This window comes from Lysobacter korlensis (genome assembly GCF_042434515.1).
The window spans coordinates 151,505-170,506 of record NZ_JBHLTG010000008.1; the positions used below are offsets into that span (position 1 = coordinate 151,505).

Consider the following 19,002-nt stretch of genomic DNA (forward strand, 5'->3'; position numbering starts at 1 on the left):
TGCCCCGGGGGTATCTCCGGATGCGGCTTCCAATTCAGGGGTGGGCCGTCGCCAGGTCGTGCAGCGGCTCCGCGGTTCCGAAGGCCTCCACAGCGGCGTCCACGCGGCCGTCGGGAACGACGACGAGGACCCACGGCCGCTCCCGCTTCCGCATTGTCAAGAGGAACTCGTGGGTGCGTGTTCCCTCGGCTGGGAGGTCGCACTCGAGCGCGGCGTCAGGCACGTCCGCGTTGCCGACCCGGAGCTCGAGCCGATGCACGCCGGCTCCCACCACGGTGATCCTCACCCGCACCTCGCCCGTCCGCGCCGGCCTCGTCTCCACGAGCAGCTCGAGGGCCTGCTTGGGATCGATGTCGAACTGCACAGCTGCGCCGTCCGCGAGGGCCAGACGCTGGCGCTTCCCGCCGAACTCAACGTCGTACTCCCCCGGCTGCAACGACAGGCGCATAGGCCCCGGTTCCACGCTCGTTTCCGCTCCCGTTCCCCGATGCCGGAGGACCGCTTCGACCATGGCCGTTCCGGACACCAGCGCCGCACCGGGCAGCCGCGCCAGGACCGCAGCGAGCCGCGCCATCGAGACGATCCACACCTCCTTGTACGGGAACACCGCGTTGTTCCCCCAGGCAGGGGCATCGCCCTCGTAGGTGTTCATTCCGACGGACAGTCCGCCGACGAAGTTCGGCAGTGAGACCGTGAAATTCTGCCACCAGTCGTAGCCCACGCCGTAGACGAGCGACCGGGAGAACGGGTTCGCACCGGTCAGCCAGTGGACCTGACGCGCAAGGAGCGCGGAGAGGCGGGGATCGTTGCGGAGCGTCGCCGCCGTACCGAGCCCGATCGCCTTCGTGAGATGGACGGCCGAGGAGCCGTGCCGCACCTTGTCGGTGTAGAGCGGGAAGGTCCTGAGCCGCTGTCCGGCAGAGAGGTAGGCGCCGCCCTCGTAGAGCTCGAGCATCTGCTTCTTGATGAGATCGGGAGTCGGCATGCTTGGAAAGACCGGGTTGGCGTGCCGCGCCAGAAACTCGGCATTCTTGTCGAAGCTCAGCGGTCCGTCGAGTTCGGCTCTCCGCCACACCGCGGCCGGTACGAGACCGAACGGCTCGGCCGCCTCGGCGCCCTTCCTGCAGTAGTACTCGGAGTAGGCGAGCAGGCCGGTGTACCAGTCCACCCAGTCGGGATGGTCTGGGAACGTCTCGCACAGGGCTTGGTAGGCGAGCGGCCCGCCGTCCTCGAAGCTGTGCGGGGCACCGCTCGTGCGCTGGGCCTCGTGCAGGATCCGCGTGCGCGCGGCGTCCTCGTAGAAGTACCCGGTGATGGGTGCGCCCTCGACGAAGGTGAACTCCTGAACCTCGAGGAGCAGCCTGCCCAGGCGCGCCGCTTCCCCGGCGTATCGCTGGTCGTCGGTGAACCTGGCCAGCTCGGCGGCGACCAGCGCCATGTAGCCGACCTCGTTCTGCCAGGCGGCCACCTCCCAGTCTGGCTCACCCTCCTCCTGCGGTGCGCTGGGCCGGTCGCGAAGAACGGTCTCGAAGTCCTCCCTCGCAGCCGCCAGCAGCCGGGCGGCGAGCGCGGGGTCGATCTCGGACAGCGCACGTGCGCCGCGGACCTCGGCCAGCGCCGCGGAAAGGTTCTTGAAGGTGTCCGAGCCGACGTTCTCGGTGACCACGTCGTCGAGGTTTCCGGGGATCCCGTCCGTGTAATAGGAGTACTCCCCCATCAGGTAGCGCAGGCCGGGGCCGAAGCGCATGCGCAGGATCCATTCGAGACCCCACCGCGCCTCCTCGAGAGCGCGCTCGGCGAGCTCCGGCGCGTGCGGCGCCAGCGCGTCGGCGAGATCGAGCAGGGCGCAGACGGTGATGTGGGTGTTGTTGGGGTCCTGGCTCAGGTTCGCCGCGTCGTGCCAGCCGCCCGCGACGCTGCGATGCTCGCCACGGTAGGAGACCTCGACGTCGAGGTGGCAGGCGTCGTGCACTCCCGGCAGATGGAAGCCGCAGCGCATGGCGTAGATGCCGTTCAGGAGGCTGTCGACCAGGTGGTCCAAGGGCCGGGCGGAGATCGGGAACGGCGCGGTCCGCACCCTTCCTGCTTCGAGGCGGTAGCGCCCGGGCCGGATCACGGACGAGAAGTCGAGTTTCCAGTACTCCCCCCGCCGGGACGTCACGGGCTCGGCGGGGAGTGTCGCGACCGCTTCGCCCGAGTCCTCGTCCACGACGCGGAAGTCGTCCACCGGGTCGCCCAGGAGGGCGATCTTCTCGCCCCATACGGCGTAACCGATGTGGCTGTAGGACACCCTGCCGGAAGGCACCGCCCATCCCGACACCGGTTCTGCTGCGACCTTCTCGAGGCGCAGGTCGTCAAGGTCGTACGTGAGTCTGCTCTCCGCGTCCCGGAAGTTGAGTCCCCAGCCGGGCTGGAAGACGGAGACGTCGACGACGTTGTCCCGTGCGAACTCGGAGATCTCCCACGTGAGGTGGTTCCACTCCCCTTCCCGCAGGTCAGCGAAGTAGTTGATCGCGATCGGGTCCTGCGGACCAGCGGGTGCACCGGCAGAGGTGAACTGCAGCGCGAAGGAGTTGACCAAATTGCCCGTGGGGTGCACGTAGCACCACAGGCTGATCCGCGTGTACTCGCTCCAGTCCTGAGGCCGCTCGAATCTCAGCGCCGCAAACGCCGAGAAGGGCTGAACCTCGAAGAGGACGGCGTGCCCGGTGAAGGACCCGTTGGCCGCCCGCGCCGAGCGCACGTGGTCCTCGTTCCGCTGCTCGAACGAGAGCCGCAGGGACCGCGTCCCGGACCGGCACCGATCCGAGGTGTAGCTCAGCGACAGGGCGGACGAGGCGGTCCAGCCGAGATCGGTCTCCATGTCGTCGATCAGGCGGAAGTACTCCACCGGCTTGTCCAGGTTCCGGGTGAACAGTGCATGATCCAGGTTCGCCGCGAGGATCGCATGGCTCTGCCAGCCGTACGAAGAAGCCGGCGCTGGCGATTCCGATGTCACCCCGAGGTGCTTTCTCGCACGAGCCGGGCGAACTCACCCGCGCTCGGCTTGGGGATGCGCTCGAACGTCTCCCGGTCGACAGCGTGCAACCCGAGGTGGTTCGAGTACCCGCCGACCCACTCGAAGTTGTCCATCAGCGTCCAGTGGAAGTACCCGAGCACCGGGACCCCGTCGTCCATCGCCTCCCGCAGACCGGCGAGCGACGGCTGCAGGAAGTTCAGGCGCACCGAGTCGTCGCCGGTGCCGACGCCGTGCTCGGTGACGAGCACCGGGACGTTCGCCACCTCGTAGGAGTAGCGCACGGCACCACCGAGCGAGGCAGGCTCGACCGCGCTGCCCATCTCATTGATCGCAGCCCCCTCCGCCGGCGGCAGCGGGCCGTCCGAGCCGTAGACAACCTGCTCATAGTTCTGGACGCCGATGAAGTCGTCGTCCTGGGCCAGTCGCAGCCAGTGGTCGTAGAGCTCGGCTCGCTTGCGGTCGCGGAGGGATGTGTCGTCGCCCACCGCGACGTCATCGGTGATCGCGATCGAGAGGCCGACCCGCAGCTCCGGCCTGCGGGCCTTGATCGCAGCCTTCGCCGCAAGGTGCGCGCGGGTGAGCCCGGCCTCGAGCTCGTCGTAGTCCTCGGGCTGCACCACGTTTCCCGCTCGATACCGCTCTACGCCCGCCGCCTCGGAAGCAGCCTTCAAGGTGGCCCGGGTCTGCTCGTGCACGAAGCCGGGCACGATCCAGGAAAGAAGCCGCGGCAGGTTGGGCTCGTTGAGGGTCACCGCGAGCGCGATGCGGTCGCCGAAGCGGTCCATGACGACGTCGCAGAACCGCGCGAATCGCTCCGCCGAACCGCCGTCGAGCCAGCCGCCCTCCTTGGCGAACCAGTGCGGCGCGGTGAAGTGACTGAAGGTGATGAGCGGCGCGACGCCCCGCTCGAGGCAGGCATCCACCATCTCCTCGTAGTGGTCGAGGGCGGATTCGTCAATCCGGCCTTCCTCGGGCTCGATCCGCGCCCATTCGACCGAGAAGCGGTACGCGTTCAGTCCCATCCCGGTGATGAGGTCGAGGTCCGTGCGCCACAGCTCCCAGCTGTTGCACGCCTTCCCGGAGGGCTCACGGAACACCGTCGGCGACACGTTCTCGAGGAACCAGGTGTCGCTCGTGGTGTTGTCGCCCTCGTTCTGGTGGCCTGCGGTGGAGACGCCCCAGAGGAATTCCTGGGGGAACTTGAGGTCTGTCATGCGTTGCTCCTTCTCGCGTCGTTCTTCGGGATGGGTGGGATCATTCGGGCTGCCACATAGGCACGGGCTTCTCGACCGGCGCGGGCACGCTGATCTGCCGGGTGAACGAGTGCGGGCCGGAGCCCACCGCCACGACCTCATCCTCACCGGGCAGAAACACCTCGGCGGTGGTGTTGGCCGGAACGGTCACATCGAGGGTGAAGGTCGCACCATCCAACGTCCACGAGACGGCGGCCGGGCCGTAGGGGGTGACATGCTCGGCGGAGGCCGACGTGATGCCGGGTCCCGGGCGCGGCGCGATGCGCAGCCGCCGGTATCCCGGCTCCGCGGGGGCCAGGCCGGCGACCGTGCGGTGAAGCCAGTCGGCGACCGCGCCCAGCGCGTAGTGATTGAACGAGGTCATCTCGCCGGCGTTGATGGTGCCATCGGGCAGCATCGAGTCCCAGCGCTCCCAGATCGTCGTGGCACCCATGGTGACCGGATACAGCCAGGACGGCACACCGCGCTGGAGCAGCAGCTCGTACGCCGTGGCGAGCTCGCCGGAGCGGGCGAGCGCCTCGCAGACGTAGGGCGTGCCGAGGAAGCCGGATGCGATGTGGAATCCGTCGGCGCGGACCTGCTCGGCGAGGAGGCGGCCCGCATGGGCACGCTGCTCCGGAAGGAGGAGATCGAGACTGATCGCGAGGGCGTAGGCCGTCTGCGACGGGTACGCCAGCCGGCCGCTTGGGGTGACGTACTCGGCGCGGAATCGCTCGGCAGCGCGAGTGGCCAGGCGCCGGTACGCATCGCTGTCGTGCCCGAGCAGGTCGGCCGCCTGGCTCAGAATGCCGGCCGACTGGGCGAGGTACGCGAGCGCGACGCACTGCCACGGCGTGCGCGCCGCGGCGGGATTGTCCGGCGGTGCGGCGGTGTCGAGCCAGTCGCCGAACATGAACCCGCCCTCGGGGAAGTCCAGGTCGGCTCCGGCCCTGGTCTCGAAGGCCGCGAGCCAGTGGGTCATGCTCTCCCACTGGTCGGCGAGAAGCCCGGTGTCGCCGTGCGCCTGGTACAGCGCCCAGGGAACGAGAATCGCCGCGTCACCCCAGCCCGCCTCAGGCTGCAGCGGGGGAAAGCCAGGCGGCGCGATGTCCGCGAAGGGGACGAAGATCGGCACGACGCCGTCGTGGTCGGCCTGTTCCGCCGCGAGATCCGCGAGCCACGAGCACAGCATCCCCGCCGTGTCGTAGAGGAAGCCCGCGGTCGGCGCGAACACCGCGAGGTCACCCGTCCAGCCCAGGCGCTCGTCCCGCTGCGGGCAGTCGGTGGGCACGTCGACGAAGTTGCCGCGCATGCCCCACACGACGTTCTGGTGCAGGCGGGTGACGAGGGGGTCCGAACAGGCGAAGGAACCGGTGCGGCGCATGTCGGTGTGCACGACGACCGCCTCCACGTCTCCGTGATCCAGCTGGCCTGGCCAGCCGGTGATCTCGGCGTAGCGGAAGCCGTGGAAGGTGAACTTCGGCTCCCACTCGCGCGGTCCGCGCCCGTCGAGCACGACGCGGTCCAGCTGCAGTGCCGCCCGAAGCGGCCGGGTGCCGAGCTCGCCGTGCTCGAGCACCTCGGCGTGCCGGATGGTGATCGCCGTGCCCGCTTCCGCGTCGGGCAGGTTCAGGCGCAGCCTGCCGACGAGGTTCTGACCGAAGTCCAGAAGAGTCTTCCCCCTCGGCGAGCGGAGGATCTCCCGGACGGCGACCCGCTCGATTCTGCGCACCGGCGGCCCGGTCGGGGCGACGAGTGTCGAGACGTCGAGCGCGGCGACCTCCACCGCAGCCCAGGCGGCGTCATCGAACCCGGCAGTCGACCATCCCGGCAGCTCGGCTCGCACATCGAGGGTCTCACCGTTGTAAATGTCCGCCCTCAGGATCGGACCGTAGGCGGTCCGCCACGAGCCGTCGCTCGCGACCGTCGTCCGAGTGCCGTCGGGGTGCTCGACCTCGAGTTGCAGGAAAGCGCCGGTGCGGTCGCCGTACACCTCGCGCTTGCCGCCGAACCCGAGGTAGCCGCGGTACCAGCCGTCGGCCAGAAGGACACCGAGCGCGTTCGGTCCCTCGACGAGCATCTCGGTGACGTCGTAGGTCTGGTAGCGGAGCCGGTGCGGGTAACTCGACCATCCCGGCGCGAGCACGTCGTCGCCGACCGTCGCGCCGTTGAGCTGGGCCTCGTACACGCCGTGCGCCGTTGCATACAGCCGGCCACGCACGATCGGCCGTTCGAGCACGAACTCGCGGCGAAGCAAAGCGGCGGGCGCCGCCCGATCGGCGGAAGCCGCCATCGGGAGCGGCTGGATCAGCTGTGCGGTCCAGTCCGGCTCCTCCAGCAGACCGGCTTCGACCGTCGTGGCGTCACTCCAGTCGGAGGGGTCGTCGCTTTCCTGTTCCCACACGCGAACCCGAACCGTCCGTCGCTCGCGGCTCGACAGCGGCGCGGCTCCCCACGGCAGCAGGACCGATTCGGCCGAGTCGACTCGCCCCGAACTCCACACCCGGCCCTGCGCGGGCTCGATCTCGAGCTCGTAAGCGGCCTGGCGCCAGTCGGGAACGTCGGTCCGGACGGACCAGGACAGCCGCGGGTCCGGCTCGCCGATGCCGATCGGCTCCCGATGGTGCTCTATGCGGACGGGCAACACCTCGGTTCCGGTAACCATGTTCCGCCCCTCCGATGCAGCGCTCCCGTCAAACAGTCAATCGGCCGCGATGGGGTGTCGGGAGAACAACGCCGTCCGAAGCCGGCACGGATGCCGTCACTTCCGAGCATGGGACATGGAGGCGAGGGCCGCCATTCGGAAATCGTCACCACCGGTTAGGCCGCGCCTAAGGCTGATCTCCAACCGGAGGCCGGATGGACTTTCCCTACAGACATAGGTAACGTCCTCTGCTGGATGCGACGAAGCCCCTCCGGGCTAGCGCGCGGAAAGGACCGGATCAGTGCCGAACTCAAGCGCACCGCACGACCGCGAGGCACCTCCGCTGCGCTGGGCGGTGATCGGCACCGGTGACATCTCGCACCGCCTCGGGCCGGATCTCCAAGCGATCGGCGGCACCGTGGTCACCGCTGTCTGGGGCAGGCGGATGGAGTCGGCGACCGCCTTCGCCGCGGCCCACGGCATCCCGCACGCCAGCGCCGATCTCACCGAGGTGCTGGAGCGCGACGACGTCGACGCGGTGTATCTCGCCACCCCCATCGCCACCCACCTCCCGCTCGGACTGCAGGCGCTCAGCGCCGGCAAGCATCTGCTCGTCGAAAAGCCGATGGCCGTCTCGGCGGCAGACGCCGAGCAGCTCTTCGACGCCGCCGAGCGAGCGAACCGGTTCGTCATGGAAGCCATGTGGATGAAGTTCAATCCGCTCCACGCACAGCTGACCGAGCGGATCCGGGACGGCCTGATCGGTGAGCCGCGCAGCGTGCGCGCCGGCTTCGGCACGCCGTTCCCCGCAGGGGGCAGCCGCTGGAGCGCGGAGCTTGGCGGGAGCACGGTGCTCGACCAGGGGATCTACGCGATCACCCTCGCGCAGTCGCTGCTCGGTGAGCCGGTGGCCATCACGGCTCGGGGTCGCGTCCGGGACGGCGTCGACGTCCACGCTGTGATCGATCTCGAATTCGCCGACGGACGCTTCGCCCAGCTCGCGGCGTCAGCCGTCGAATTCATCGATCCCTCGGCGGCGGTCTCGGGCTCCGGCGGCTGGCTCACCATCGATCGCATGTTCTGGGCGAGCACGGCCGCGTCGCTGTACACCGCAGGCATCCCATCGCTGTTCACGCCGCCCGAACGCCTGGAACTGGAGCGACAGGGCAACGGCTTCGTCCCGATGCTGAACGCCGTCGTCCGCGCCATCGGCGCGGGTCGCCGAACACATCCGCGGCACGACCGGCGGGCGACGCTCAGCGTCGCACGGACGATGGACGCCGTACGCGCACAGATCCTCTCAGCAGGCGTGCCAGGCTGACCTGCTCTCCCCCGCCCCGCCCCCTGAGGCGCGCGGGCGATAACGTCCGGGTCAGGAACCGGCGCCCGTGCCCGCACCCGTCAACTGACGGACGACGGCGGCTGCGACGGCGACGTGACCCGCTTCGTTCGGATGCATGGGGGCGACGCCATCAGCGATGCGGTACCCGGTGACCCACGGCTCGGGCGAACACGCGTGATGCCGGCGGCTCTCGTTCGATACGGCGACGAACTCGGCGCCGGTCAGCCGGGCCGCACGTTCAGTGGCGAGGCTGAGCCGCTGAGCCACCTGCCTCAGGAACCGCTGCCGCTCCCGGGGGATGGGGATGGCCCGGCACGGTTCGCCGTCCTCGGGCAGGATGGTGAGGTAGTCGACCAGGAGGATCCGGGCTCGCGGGGCCTCTCGCTGCACGGCGGAGACGACGGCCGCGAGCTTCACCTCCAGACCGTCAAGGGCCCTCGCCACCTCATCGTCGGACCACGGAGTGATGTCACCGAACTTGGAGATGGCAATGCTGGTAGGGCTTTCCGGATCGGCGGCGAGGTACGCCTCCGCGATCAGGCAGCCGACATAGTTGACGTCGTTGCCGCCGATCGTGATCGTGACGACATCCGTGTCCCGATCGACCGCGTCAATCTGGAGGGGGACGATCCGCGTGCCGGTTTCGTCCAGCGCTTCCTGGCGGGTCGTGGTGACGTTGTCCGTTATCGCCCCGCCGCAGGCGGCGTTGACCAGCGCAAGATTCAGCCGGTCTGCCACCAGGCGGGGGTAGGCCGAGGCGGTGGCACCGGACCAGCCTTCGGCATTCTTCGGATCCGGCGGGCCGAGTCCACTCCCCGCCGCAAAGGAGCTGCCCAGCGCCACGTACTTCGCCCTCGGTGCGATCATCTGGACCGCGCGGCCCTGGGCCGCGGGGCTTTCGGCGCTCACGCGGCCCGGCCTCGCTCGTGGAGCCGGAACTTCGCGAGCATGTCGCCGACCAGGAGGCGGTAGTCCACCGTCTCGTGCACGACCCGGTGCACGGTGGGGCCTTCGGGAGTCGCCGCAAGCGACGTCGCGAGCAGCGGCAGGCTGTCGCCGAGGTGCCAGAGCTCGCCGACCTTGAATTCGAGGGGAATGCGGAACTGAGCGAACACGTCCCACAGCCACGAGCCCAGGGTGGTCTCGGTGAGGTCGGCTTCCAGCTCGGCGATCGAGTAGGTGCTGGCGCGGTACGCTTCCAGCGGGTACTGATCGATCGCGATCTCCGAGCCGAAGACGATCGCGGCCGCTTCCTGGTCGGTCGCCTCGTTGTACTCGAAGGCTCCCCGTGTCGAGCCGCCGACCCAGACCAGTCGGATGCGGGCGGCGATGTCGGGTGCGTCGCGCAGGGCGACCGCCACATTCGTGAGCGGCCCCGCACATACCAGCGTCAGCGGCAGTTCGTCCTCCCGGCGCGCGTGCTCGACGATCAGGCGCGAGGCGTCGGACGCGGCGCCACCACGGTCGAGCGAGCTCTCGGCGCCGACGGCCAGGGCGGGCCGAGTCGGCGCATCGACGACATCGAGCAGCTCCTCGACGAGCCGGTGGCCACGCGCGGCACCGTCGTGGGATCCCGGGAACATGGGCGAGGTGAGGGAACTGGTGATCGCATCCACGCGATCGCTCGACAGCAGGTGGTGCGCGAGCCCGAGCAGACCGTCCGGGTCGCCGGCCCAGTCGTTGTCGATCACGAGTCTCCGCGCGGGGCCGTGGCCCGCGCGGGGGCTCGGCCGGTCGATGTCGAATACGGGGTTGGGGCTCATGCTTGCTCCGGTTCCTCATGTCCGCGTCATTGCTCGGAGTCAGAGTATTCCGTCCGTTTCGCGCGCCTGATGGACTTTACCTATGGACATAGGTAAAGTCCATCGAGGATGCGACGAAGCCCCACAGGTTTCCGCGGAAGGGACCGGATCAGTGCCGCACTCGAGCGCCCCGCAGGACCGCGAGGCCGCCCTCGCACTTCTCAGCGACTTCTCCCTGGAGATGACGGGCAAGGACGTGCCCGGCCTTCACGAAGCCAAGGATTCGATTCCCGCCGGAACGCGCATCAACGTCACCTTTCTCGGCAACGAGGACCTCGAGATGCGCGTCGCCGCAGCCGCGGCCGTCAAGGAGCTCGGGTTCGTGCCGATCCCCCATATCTCCGCCCGGCGGCTGAAGTCGCAGGCGCAGCTCGAGGAGTTCCTCGGCCGGCTTCAGGACGTCGGCGCTACGGAGCGCGTGTTCGTCGTCGGCGGAGACCCGACGAGCCCGGAGGGCCCGTACGAGAACTCCTACGACGTGATCCGCTCCGGCGTCCTCCCCCGCTTCGGCGTCCGCGAGGTGAGCATCGCCGGATACCCCGAAGGGCACCCGGACATCCCGGACGACACCCTCTGGACGGCACTCGAGAACAAGACCGCCTCGCTGAAGAAGCAGGGCATCGACGCGGTCATCCTCACGCAGTTCTCGTTCGACACCGACCCCGTGAGAACCTGGATCAGGGCCGTGCGGAGCCGAGGCATCGACTGCACCATCCGCATCGGAACGCCCGGCCCCGCCGGCGTCAAGCGGCTGCTGAACTTCGCCCGCCGGTTCGGTATCGGCGCCAACGCCATGATCGTGAAGAAGTACGGCTTCTCCCTCACCAACCTCATGGGAACCGCGGGACCCGACCGGTTTGTCACGGACCTCGCCGGACTGCTCGCTCAGGACGGCGGCGCGGGCGACGTCCGACTGCACTTCTACACGTTCGGTGGACTGCTCGCGACGTCCGAATGGGCACGCGAGTACGCCGCGACCGAATCCTGAGGCAGCCGGATGAATACGATCACCCCCCTGCAGGACCACGCCTGTCTGCTCGTCTCCGGACCGGATCAGCCCGGCATCGTCGCGGCCGTGTCAGCGCTGACCGCGCGCCACAAGGGCAACATCGTCACGCTCCATCAGTACTCCGACGATCCGACGGGCGGCGACTTCTTCCAGCGCGTGGTCTTCCACCGCCCGGGACTGGCTGCGGCGATCCCCGAGATCGAGGCGGACCTCACGAGCACGCTCTCAAGTCTCGGAATGACGTGGACCCTGACGGATCAGGCGGTGCCGAAGCGCATGGCCGTCCTCGCCTCCACCTCCGACCACTGCCTGCTCGATCTGCTGTGGCGCCACCGCCGCGGCGAACTGCCCGTGCACATTCCGATGGTGATCTCGAACCACACGACGACCGCCGAGGACGTCCGCGCCTTCGGTGTCCCGTTCTTCCACGTCCCGTCGCAGGGTCCCGACAAGGCGGAGGCAGAGAAGCGGATCCTCGAACTGCTCGCCGGGAACGTCGATTTCGTCGTCCTCGCCCGCTACATGCAGATCCTCTCCGGCGATTTTCTGCGCCGCGTCGGGGTACCGGTGATCAACATCCACCACTCGTTCCTCCCGGCCTTCATCGGCGCAGCGCCGTACCGGAAGGCGAAGGAGCGGGGCGTCAAGCTCATCGGCGCCACCTCCCACTACGTCACCGAGGACCTCGACGAGGGACCCATCATCGAGCAGGACGTCGTCCGCGTCACCCATGACGACACCGCGGCCGACCTGCAGCGCCGAGGCGCCGACGTGGAGCGCGCAGTGCTGTCCCGCGCGGTGCTCTGGCACGCCCAGGACCGGGTGATCCCGCACGGCAGCTCAACCATCGTCTTCTGACCACGGATGCGTCGGCCGACGTATCCCCCAACCGAACAGAGAGGTTCTCCATGACCGCCAATCTCCAAGGGCTGCTCGACCAGACCAACCCGGTCGAGCTGCTGCGCAACTCGCAGATCGGCTCGTACATCTATCCCGTCGTGCCAGCCGACTTCCAGAACTGGATCAAGGAGCAGAAGGCGTGGCGCGACACCGCGGTGCTCTACGACCAGTCGCACCACATGGACAATGTGTTCCTGAAGGGCTCCGACGCGATCAAGCTGATCTCCGACACGGCGATCAACTCGGTCGCCAACTTCCCGGTGAATCGCGCCAAGCAGTACGTGCCGACGACGGCGTCGGGCCACGTCATCGGTGACGGCATCCTCTTCCACGAGGCCGAGGACGAATACGTCTACGTCGGCCGCGCCCCCGCCTCGAACTGGCTGATGTACCACGGCGAGACCGGCGGCTACCGCAACCTCGAGGTCCTCGCCGACCGCCGATCGCCGTCCCGTCCCTACGGCGACGCCGTCAGCCGCCGGTACTACCGGTTCCAGATCCAGGGGCCGAACGCGTGGCAGGTCATCGAGAAGCTGAACGGCGGCCCGCTGGAGCAGCTGAAGTTCTTCAGCATGTCCACCATGCACGTCGGCGACGCGCACGTGCGCACGCTCCGTCACGGCATGGCCGGCGCACCGGGTCTCGAGATCTGGGGCCCGTACGAGGACCACCACCGGGTGCGCGACACCATCGTCGAGGCGGGCGCGGAGTTCGGTCTCGTGCCGGTCGGCTCCCGCGCGTACCCCTCGAACACGCTCGAGTCCGGGTGGATCCCCTCGCCGCTCCCGGCGATCTACTCCGGCGCGGAGGAGGCCGACTACCGCGCCTGGCTCCCCGCCGACGGCTACGAGGCGACCGGCACGCTCGCCGGCTCGTTCGTCTCCGAGAACATCGAGGACTACTACCTGACCCCGTGGGAGCTCGGCTACGGCTCGTTCATGAAGTTCGACCACGACTTCATCGGGCGCGACGCACTGGAGAAGATCGACCCCACGACGCAGCGCAAGAAGGTGACGCTGGCGTGGAACGCGGAGGATGTCACGAAGATCTTCGCGTCCCTGTTCGACGTGGACGGCGACAGCTACAAGTTCTTCGACCTGCCGCTGGCGAACTACGGGTCCGCGAACTACGACTCCGTCACCGACGCAGACGGCAGCGTCGTCGGGTTCTCGATGTTCACCGGCTACAGCGCCAACGAGAAGCGCGCCCTCTCGCTCGCCACCGTCGACCCCGACGTGCCCGAGGGCGCCGAGGTGACCGTCGTCTGGGGCGAGCCGAACGGCGGCACCAAGAAGGCGTCCGTCGAGCCGCACCAGCAGCTCGAGGTGCGTGCGGTCGTCAGCCCGGTGCCGTACTCGACCGTGGTTCGGCAGAGCTATCACGGAGGCTGGCGCACGGGCTATCAGCCGGCCTGAGCCGCGAGAGGAGCGCCACAGGTCAGAATCGGTGGGTGCCCACGCCTCCGCGTGTGCACCCACCGTCACCGAAGGGATTTCCGATGAGCCTGCGGTACGCGTTGCTGGCCATCCTCCGGGTGGGACCGCTGTCCGGCTACGAACTGCAGAAGCAGTTCTCGCAGTCCGTCGGGCATGTCTGGCATGCACCGGATTCCCAGATCTACCCCGAGCTGCGGAAGATGGAGCAGGACGGCCTCATCGAGGCCGAAGAGCAGATTCGCGGCGAACGGGGTCGCCGACGGCTGTACCATGTCACCGACGCCGGCGATCGGGCGTTTCTCGATTGGATGAACAGCCCGATGGACTACCAGCGGGTGCGCGACCCCGCCCACCTCCGCGCGGCCTATCTCGAGACGGTGTCCCCCGACGTGGCGCGAGAGTTCTTCCGCGCCCACATCGAGCAGTGGGAGCGGGAGCTCGAACAGTGGCGCGGCGAGCTGGCCCGCATCGAATCGCTCACCAACCCGATCCTCGTCCGTCGACTGCAGGTCACGGCCGACGAGGATCGGGACGCCACCATCGCCTTCAAGCTGCTCGCGTACGAGGGGCTGGTCGAGCACGCGCTCACCGAGACCGCGTGGGGGCGACGAGGTCTTGAACTGCTCGATCGACTGTCACGCCGAGACGGGGGCGCGGGATCCGGATGAGCGCGAACGCCACCAGCGCGGTGAGAAGAAAGACGACCGCAGCCATGACGAAGACCGCCGAATATCCCCGCACGAGCTCTTCCGCGGTATCGCCGCCTGCGCTCGCCAGCACGAAGAAGTTGGTCAGCACGGCGAGACCCAGCGCACTTCCCACCTGTCCGGTCGCCGAGGATGCCGCCCCGGCGACGCCTGCGTCCTCCGGCTCGACCCCGGTGAGGGCGACGTTCTGCACGGGAACGAAGACCGCTGCGACACCGACGCCCAGGACCGCGAGCCCTGGCATCACCTCCAGCCAGTAGTTCCCCGTCGCAGAGACCCCCGAGAGCAGCGCGGCTCCCCCCGCCGCGACGAGCGGGCCGAGAATGAGGAGCTGACGCGGCCCGACACGACGCATGAGCCGAACCCAGATCGGGATCATGATCATGATGGCGATCGCCGTCGGCAGCGAGGCGAGGCCTGCGACGAACGGTGCAAACCCGAGCACATGCTGCAGATGGAACATCGAGTAGAGCGTCGTCGAGGCCATGCCCACCCCAGTCAGTGCCTGAACCAGGAACGCTCCCCCACGACTGCGGTGCCACAGGATGCGAAGGGGCAGCAGTGGCGCCGCGGCCCGGCGCTGGACGATCACGAAGACGACCAGCAGCAATGCGCCGGCGGCGGAGAAGTAGACGGCGCCGGTTTCAAGCCACCCGCGCTCGGCGCTCGCAAGCCCGTAGACGAGTGCGCCGAGACCGCACGAGATGGTGATCGCTCCGAGCAGGTCGAGTCGAGGCACTCGGTCCACCGTGGACTCCCGCAGCACCGGCATCGCGACGGCAATGGCCACGATGGCGATCGGCACGTTGACGAGCAGGCACCAGCGCCAGCTGAGGAACTCGGTCAGAACTCCGCCGAGGACGATCCCGCTGGCTGCCCCGGCGGAGGTGATCCCTCCGAGCAGCGCGAACGCGGTTCCGCGCGCACGCCCCGACGGGAAGGTCGTCGTGACGATCGCCAGAGCAGCGGGCGCCATGACGGCCGCACCGGCTCCCTGCGCCGCGCGCGAGGCGAGGAGCTCCCCGGCGGTGCTGGCGAGGCCGCCCCAGAGCGACGCCGCGGCGAACACGCCGACGCCGAGGAGGAATGCCTTCTTCCGGCCCCAGTAGTCGGCGACGCGGCCGCCGAGAAGGAGGGTGGCCCCGAACGTGAGCGCATAAACGGTGACGAGCCACTGCCCACTGCCGTGGGCCAGGCCGACAGCGGCCGCCGCCTGAGGGATGGCGACGTTCATGATCGTCGTGTCGAGGATGCCGAGGAGGCTTGCGGCTGCAGCCGTGAACAGTGTCAAGCGGTCGCGCGCGGACATGGCGTCGTCGGCCAAGATCGTTCCCTGTCGTGAGTGTCCTGGTGGGGTTTCCAGCCCGGATCGTCTCGCGACCGCTCCGGCCTCGGGGCCGAACAGTGCCATTCTAGTTCGTCGCGGCCACCGGCTCCTCCAACCCGCGCGAAGATCGACCTGCTTCGAGTAGACACCGGCCGCCTTCTCCACGAGCGCGTGGATGCCACGCCGCAGCGCCTCGATCCCCATCTCGGGGTGCTTCTAGGGGGCACCGTGTGACGATGGCGTTCACAGTGCCGCTGTCCAGCAGCTCCCGATAGTTCGTGATGAACGGCACCCCGGCGTAGGCCTCGAGCAGAGCCTGCGCCTTGGCGGGGGCCACGGTCGCAGAGTTCCCCGATCGCCATGTTGGGCACTTGGCCGTCAGCGACGAGCTTGGCATAGAACCCGCCCTGCGCACCGAGGCCGATAGTGCCGAGGCGAACCCTGTTCGTCATGCGGTCGTGCTTATCGGCACTCACCAGTCGTGCACGGTGCCGTCCGCGAGCCGGTTGTACGGCAGGTAGGCCTGCACGTACGGATACTGCCCCGCCTCGTCGACGTTGAGCTCCACACCCAGGCCCGGCTTGTCGCCCGGGTGCAGGAATCCGTCCTGCCACGTGTACGACTGCTCGAAGACCGAGTCCGTCTTCGCCCCATGCTTCATGTACTCCTGGATGCCGAAGTTGTGGATCGCCAGCCCGAGATGCATCGCGGCAGCCATGCCGACCGGAGAGATGTCGGTCGGCCCGTGCATGCCCGACTTGATCTGGTACTGCGACGCGTACTCCAGCACCTTCTTCAGGTGCGTGATGCCGCCCGTGTGCGTCACTGCGCTGCGGACGTAGTCGATGAGCTGCTCGCGGATGATCTGCTGGTAGTCCCAGATCGTGTTGAATATCTCGCCGATCGCAAGCGGCGTCGTGGTGTGCTGCCGCACGAGCCGGAGCGCCTCCGGGTTCTCCGCAGGGGTGCAGTCCTCGAGCCAGAAGAGGTCAAAGGGTTCGAGCGATTTGCCGAGTTGCGCCGCCTGATTCGGCGTCATCCTGTGGTGTCCGTCGTGCAGCAGGGGCAACTCAGGGCCGAACTCGTTCCGCACCGCCTCGAACACCGTGGGGATGTGCCGAAGGTAGCTGCGGGTGTCCCAGTCCTCTTCATTCGGAAGGGCCCCACGCTGGGCGGGCTCGTGGTCGTAGCGGACGCCCTGCATCGCCTCGAACGTCGCGTTGGATGCGATGCCGTAGATCGACTTGAGGCCGGGGACGGCCGCCTGGATCCGGATGGCGCGGTAACCCTCCTCCTGGTGCCGACGCACGCTGTCGAAGAGCTCCTCGTTCGTCTTCCCGGAGGCGTGCCCGTATGCCAGGAGCCCGGTGCGGGAGGCGCCGCCGAGCAGCTGGTACACCGGCATCCCGGCGGCCTTGCCCTTGATGTCCCACAGCGCCATGTCGACCGCGGCGATCGACGCCATCGTCACCGGTCCGCGTCGCCAGTACGCGCTCCGGTAGAGAAATTGCCAGGTGTCCTCGATGCGGCTGGCATCGCGCCCGAGAAGCAGTTGGACGACGTGATCCCGGAGGTAGCTGACCACGGCCAGCTCGCGCCCGTTGAGGGTGGCGTCTCCCAGACCCGTGAGACCGTCCTCGGTGGTCAGCTTCAGCGTGACGAAGTTCCGGTCGGGGCTGGTGACGATGACTTCTGCTTTGTCGATTTTCATTGCGATGCCTGTTTCTTCGGACCGCAGTCAGCTTGTTTTCGGCTTGTCGTTCCCGACCTGTGTCCAGCGCTGACGCAAGACGTGGGCGGCGGACTTGGGCCTGCGGTCGCGGGTGAACACGCCCTTCTTGTTGCCGTCGACCCGGAAGATGGCGGCGGAAGTCTGGAAGTCAGCGAAATTCCAGACGTGCTCCCCGACGAACTCAGGGACTCGGTCGAAGACCCGGTGGTACATCTCCAGAAGCTGGACCTGGTACTCCTCGCTCCACGGCGGCGCGAAGATCGAGTGCAGTCCGGCGAGCGTGTCGGCCCCGTACTCGGTCATGAGGATCGGTCGGCCGTACTTTTCGGCCCATCCCCGCAGCTCCGCCTCGAGCCGGATCTCGGCAACGGCGAGGTTGGCTGTGTTCTCGTACCAGCCGTAGTAGCGGTTGAGGCACATGACGTCGAGCAGGTCAGCGACTTGATCGGTCTCGGGAGTGCTCATAAACATGTTGACCGAGGTGACCGGCCGGGTCGGGTCGAGCTCCTTGGTGAGCCGGATCAGCGGCTCGAAGTACTCCCTTGCCCCGTCCTCGTGGGTGGCCGGCTCATTCGCGATCGCCCACATCACGACGCTCGGGTGGTTCTTGTCGCGATCGATGAGCTCCCGGATGGCCTCGGCATGCGCCGCCTGTGTCTTCCCGTTGATGGCGTCCGGCGCGAACGTCCGCCTGTTCTCTCCGGTGATGCCCGCCGCGATGGAGTAGTGCAGCCCCACCGCCGCAGTCTCATTGATCACGACGATGCCCTGCCGGTCGGCATACTCGAGCACCTCCTCCGCGTACGGGTAGTGGGAGGTGCGGAACGAGTTGGCGCCGATCCACCCCATCAACTGGAAGTCGTGCACCAGGTAGGCGTCGTCGTGACCCTTGCCCCTGACCAGCGAGTCCTCATGCTTCCCGAACCCGGTGAAGTAGAACGGACGGCCATTGATGAGGAATTCCGAACCGCGCACCTCGATGGTGCGGACGCCGAACGGGAGCGGGTACTGGTCGATTACGGCATCGCCGTCTACGATCTCGGCCACGAGGTCGTAGAGGCTGCCCTCACCGGGCTGCCACAAGACGACGTCCGGGATGGGGACCTGACCGCTCGCACCGGTAGCCTCGCCCACCTGAGCGCCGGACTCGTCAACGATCCTGACCCGCACGTCGCGAGTCCCAGTGGCATCGACCTGGTACGTCACGACGCCGGCCGAGCCCTCGACCGTTGTGGTGACGGTGATGTCCTCGATGCGATCGACGGGAACGCTGTGCAGCCACACCGACCGGGCGATACCGGAATAGTTGTAGAAGTCGGCCCGGACGCGCTGTCGGCGGACGCCGAGGTCGTCCACCGTGAGCTCGCCGGGTGGGATCGTCTCGTTGGTAAGCTCGTTGCTGACACCGATCGTGAGGCGGAACTCCGCTCCGGCGGGCACGAGTTCCGTGATGTCGGCCTCGAACGGCGTGTAGCCGCCGGAGTGCTCGGCGACAAGCGCCTCGTCGACATACACGCGGCCGTGGTGTGTGGCTGAATCCAACCGGACGAACACCCGCTCACCGTCCCATCCGCGCGGAACGCGGACGGTGCGCTGGTACCAGACCCATCCGACATGGTCGCGGATCTCCGGGTCGATGAAGAGGTCGTTATAGCTGGCCGGGACAGCGGCTTCGAGACCGCTTGGAAGCGGCGCCGTCCATGGCGCGTCCCCCACCATCGCATCCGTGGCGAACGCCCACAAGCCGTCGAGATTGACGAGCTCTCGGGTCGGCGTCATCTTCGGCTTCAGCATGAAGGGCCTCCTGCGGCGGTGCGGATTGGGGGCTTGAGAAGGGGAAAACGACCCGGCT

At 68.2% G+C, this 19,002-nt stretch carries 13 protein-coding genes; 5 read left to right on the forward strand and 8 right to left on the reverse strand.

Annotation, left to right across the window (positions count from 1 at the left end):
- Nucleotides 1-34 precede the first annotated feature (34 nt).
- The 3 genes from ACFFGH_RS27190 to ACFFGH_RS27200 are packed head-to-tail and all read right to left on the reverse strand — an operon-like array spanning nt 35 to nt 6,916.
- On the reverse strand, nt 35-2,998 hold the full coding sequence (locus ACFFGH_RS27190) for a glycoside hydrolase family 9 protein (protein ID WP_386674321.1): 2,964 nt from the start codon (nt 2,996-2,998) through the stop codon (nt 35-37).
- Nucleotides 2,995-4,233, reverse strand: a complete 1,239-nt coding sequence (locus ACFFGH_RS27195; protein ID WP_386674324.1) for a glycoside hydrolase family 1 protein — start codon at nt 4,231-4,233, stop codon at nt 2,995-2,997. The genes ACFFGH_RS27190 and ACFFGH_RS27195 overlap by 4 nt, the downstream gene beginning before the upstream one ends.
- Nucleotides 4,234-4,273: 40 nt before the next feature.
- Entirely contained in the window at nt 4,274-6,916 is a 2,643-nt protein-coding gene (locus ACFFGH_RS27200) for a family 78 glycoside hydrolase catalytic domain (RefSeq protein WP_386674327.1), read from the reverse strand.
- Nucleotides 6,917-7,196: 280 nt separating this feature from the next.
- Here ACFFGH_RS27200 and ACFFGH_RS27205 point away from each other — a divergent pair, with 280 nt between their 5' ends.
- On the forward strand, nt 7,197-8,216 hold the full coding sequence (locus ACFFGH_RS27205) for a Gfo/Idh/MocA family protein (protein ID WP_386674330.1): 1,020 nt from the start codon (nt 7,197-7,199) through the stop codon (nt 8,214-8,216).
- 51 nt (nt 8,217-8,267) lie between these two features.
- On the opposite strand, the gene ACFFGH_RS27210 is transcribed toward ACFFGH_RS27205, so the two are convergent.
- The gene (locus ACFFGH_RS27210; protein ID WP_386674332.1) at nt 8,268-9,080 is read right to left on the reverse strand and encodes an SGNH/GDSL hydrolase family protein; all 813 of its coding nucleotides are present in this window, start codon (nt 9,078-9,080) and stop codon (nt 8,268-8,270) included.
- A gap of 62 nt (nt 9,081-9,142) precedes the next feature.
- On the reverse strand, nt 9,143-10,000 hold the full coding sequence (locus tag ACFFGH_RS27215) for a nucleoside hydrolase (protein ID WP_386674335.1): 858 nt from the start codon (nt 9,998-10,000) through the stop codon (nt 9,143-9,145).
- A gap of 151 nt (nt 10,001-10,151) precedes the next feature.
- Here ACFFGH_RS27215 and ACFFGH_RS27220 point away from each other — a divergent pair, with 151 nt between their 5' ends.
- From ACFFGH_RS27220 to ACFFGH_RS27235, 4 genes are all read left to right on the forward strand, one after another.
- Complete coding sequence (locus ACFFGH_RS27220; RefSeq protein ID WP_386674338.1) at nt 10,152-11,027, forward strand: methylenetetrahydrofolate reductase; 876 nt, start codon at nt 10,152-10,154, stop codon at nt 11,025-11,027.
- A 9-nt stretch (nt 11,028-11,036) separates the two neighbouring features.
- Nucleotides 11,037-11,906 (forward strand): formyltetrahydrofolate deformylase, encoded by an 870-nt coding sequence (purU, locus tag ACFFGH_RS27225; protein WP_386674341.1) that lies wholly within the window; start codon nt 11,037-11,039, stop codon nt 11,904-11,906.
- 50 nt (nt 11,907-11,956) lie between these two features.
- Nucleotides 11,957-13,363, forward strand: a complete 1,407-nt coding sequence (gene ligM / locus ACFFGH_RS27230) for a vanillate/3-O-methylgallate O-demethylase (RefSeq protein ID WP_386674344.1) — start codon at nt 11,957-11,959, stop codon at nt 13,361-13,363.
- Between the two features lie 83 nt (nt 13,364-13,446).
- Nucleotides 13,447-14,052 carry a PadR family transcriptional regulator gene (locus ACFFGH_RS27235; protein WP_386674347.1) on the forward strand — a complete coding sequence of 202 codons (606 nt, stop codon included), beginning with the start codon at nt 13,447-13,449 and terminating at the stop codon, nt 14,050-14,052.
- Here ACFFGH_RS27235 and ACFFGH_RS27240 read toward each other — a convergent pair.
- From ACFFGH_RS27240 to uidA, 3 genes are all read right to left on the reverse strand, one after another.
- Nucleotides 13,970-15,415, reverse strand: coding sequence for an MFS transporter (locus tag ACFFGH_RS27240; RefSeq protein ID WP_386674350.1), 1,446 nt, complete (start codon nt 15,413-15,415; stop codon nt 13,970-13,972). The two genes, ACFFGH_RS27235 and ACFFGH_RS27240, sit on opposite strands and share 83 nt — an antisense overlap.
- Nucleotides 15,416-15,890: 475 nt before the next feature.
- The gene (gene manD / locus ACFFGH_RS27245; protein WP_386674353.1) at nt 15,891-17,129 is read right to left on the reverse strand and encodes a D-mannonate dehydratase ManD; all 1,239 of its coding nucleotides are present in this window, start codon (nt 17,127-17,129) and stop codon (nt 15,891-15,893) included.
- A gap of 27 nt (nt 17,130-17,156) precedes the next feature.
- Nucleotides 17,157-18,944 (reverse strand): beta-glucuronidase, encoded by a 1,788-nt coding sequence (gene uidA, locus ACFFGH_RS27250; protein WP_386674355.1) that lies wholly within the window; start codon nt 18,942-18,944, stop codon nt 17,157-17,159.
- Nucleotides 18,945-19,002: the final 58 nt, after the last annotated feature.

Bases quoted from the DNA above. Each gene is read 5' to 3' on its own strand.
- ACFFGH_RS27195 (WP_386674324.1), bottom strand. From the start codon at position 4,233: ATGACAGACCTCAAGTTCCCCCAGGAATTCCTCTGGGGCGTCTCCACC.
- ACFFGH_RS27200 (WP_386674327.1), bottom strand. From the start codon at position 6,916: ATGGTTACCGGAACCGAGGTGTTGCCCGTCCGCATAGAGCACCATCGG.
- ACFFGH_RS27215 (WP_386674335.1), bottom strand. From the start codon at position 10,000: ATGAGCCCCAACCCCGTATTCGACATCGACCGGCCGAGCCCCCGCGCG.
- purU (WP_386674341.1), top strand. From the start codon at position 11,037: ATGAATACGATCACCCCCCTGCAGGACCACGCCTGTCTGCTCGTCTCC.
- ligM (WP_386674344.1), top strand. From the start codon at position 11,957: ATGACCGCCAATCTCCAAGGGCTGCTCGACCAGACCAACCCGGTCGAG.
- ACFFGH_RS27235 (WP_386674347.1), top strand. From the start codon at position 13,447: ATGAGCCTGCGGTACGCGTTGCTGGCCATCCTCCGGGTGGGACCGCTG.
- manD (WP_386674353.1), bottom strand. From the start codon at position 17,129: ATGAAAATCGACAAAGCAGAAGTCATCGTCACCAGCCCCGACCGGAAC.
- uidA (WP_386674355.1), bottom strand. From the start codon at position 18,944: ATGCTGAAGCCGAAGATGACGCCGACCCGAGAGCTCGTCAATCTCGAC.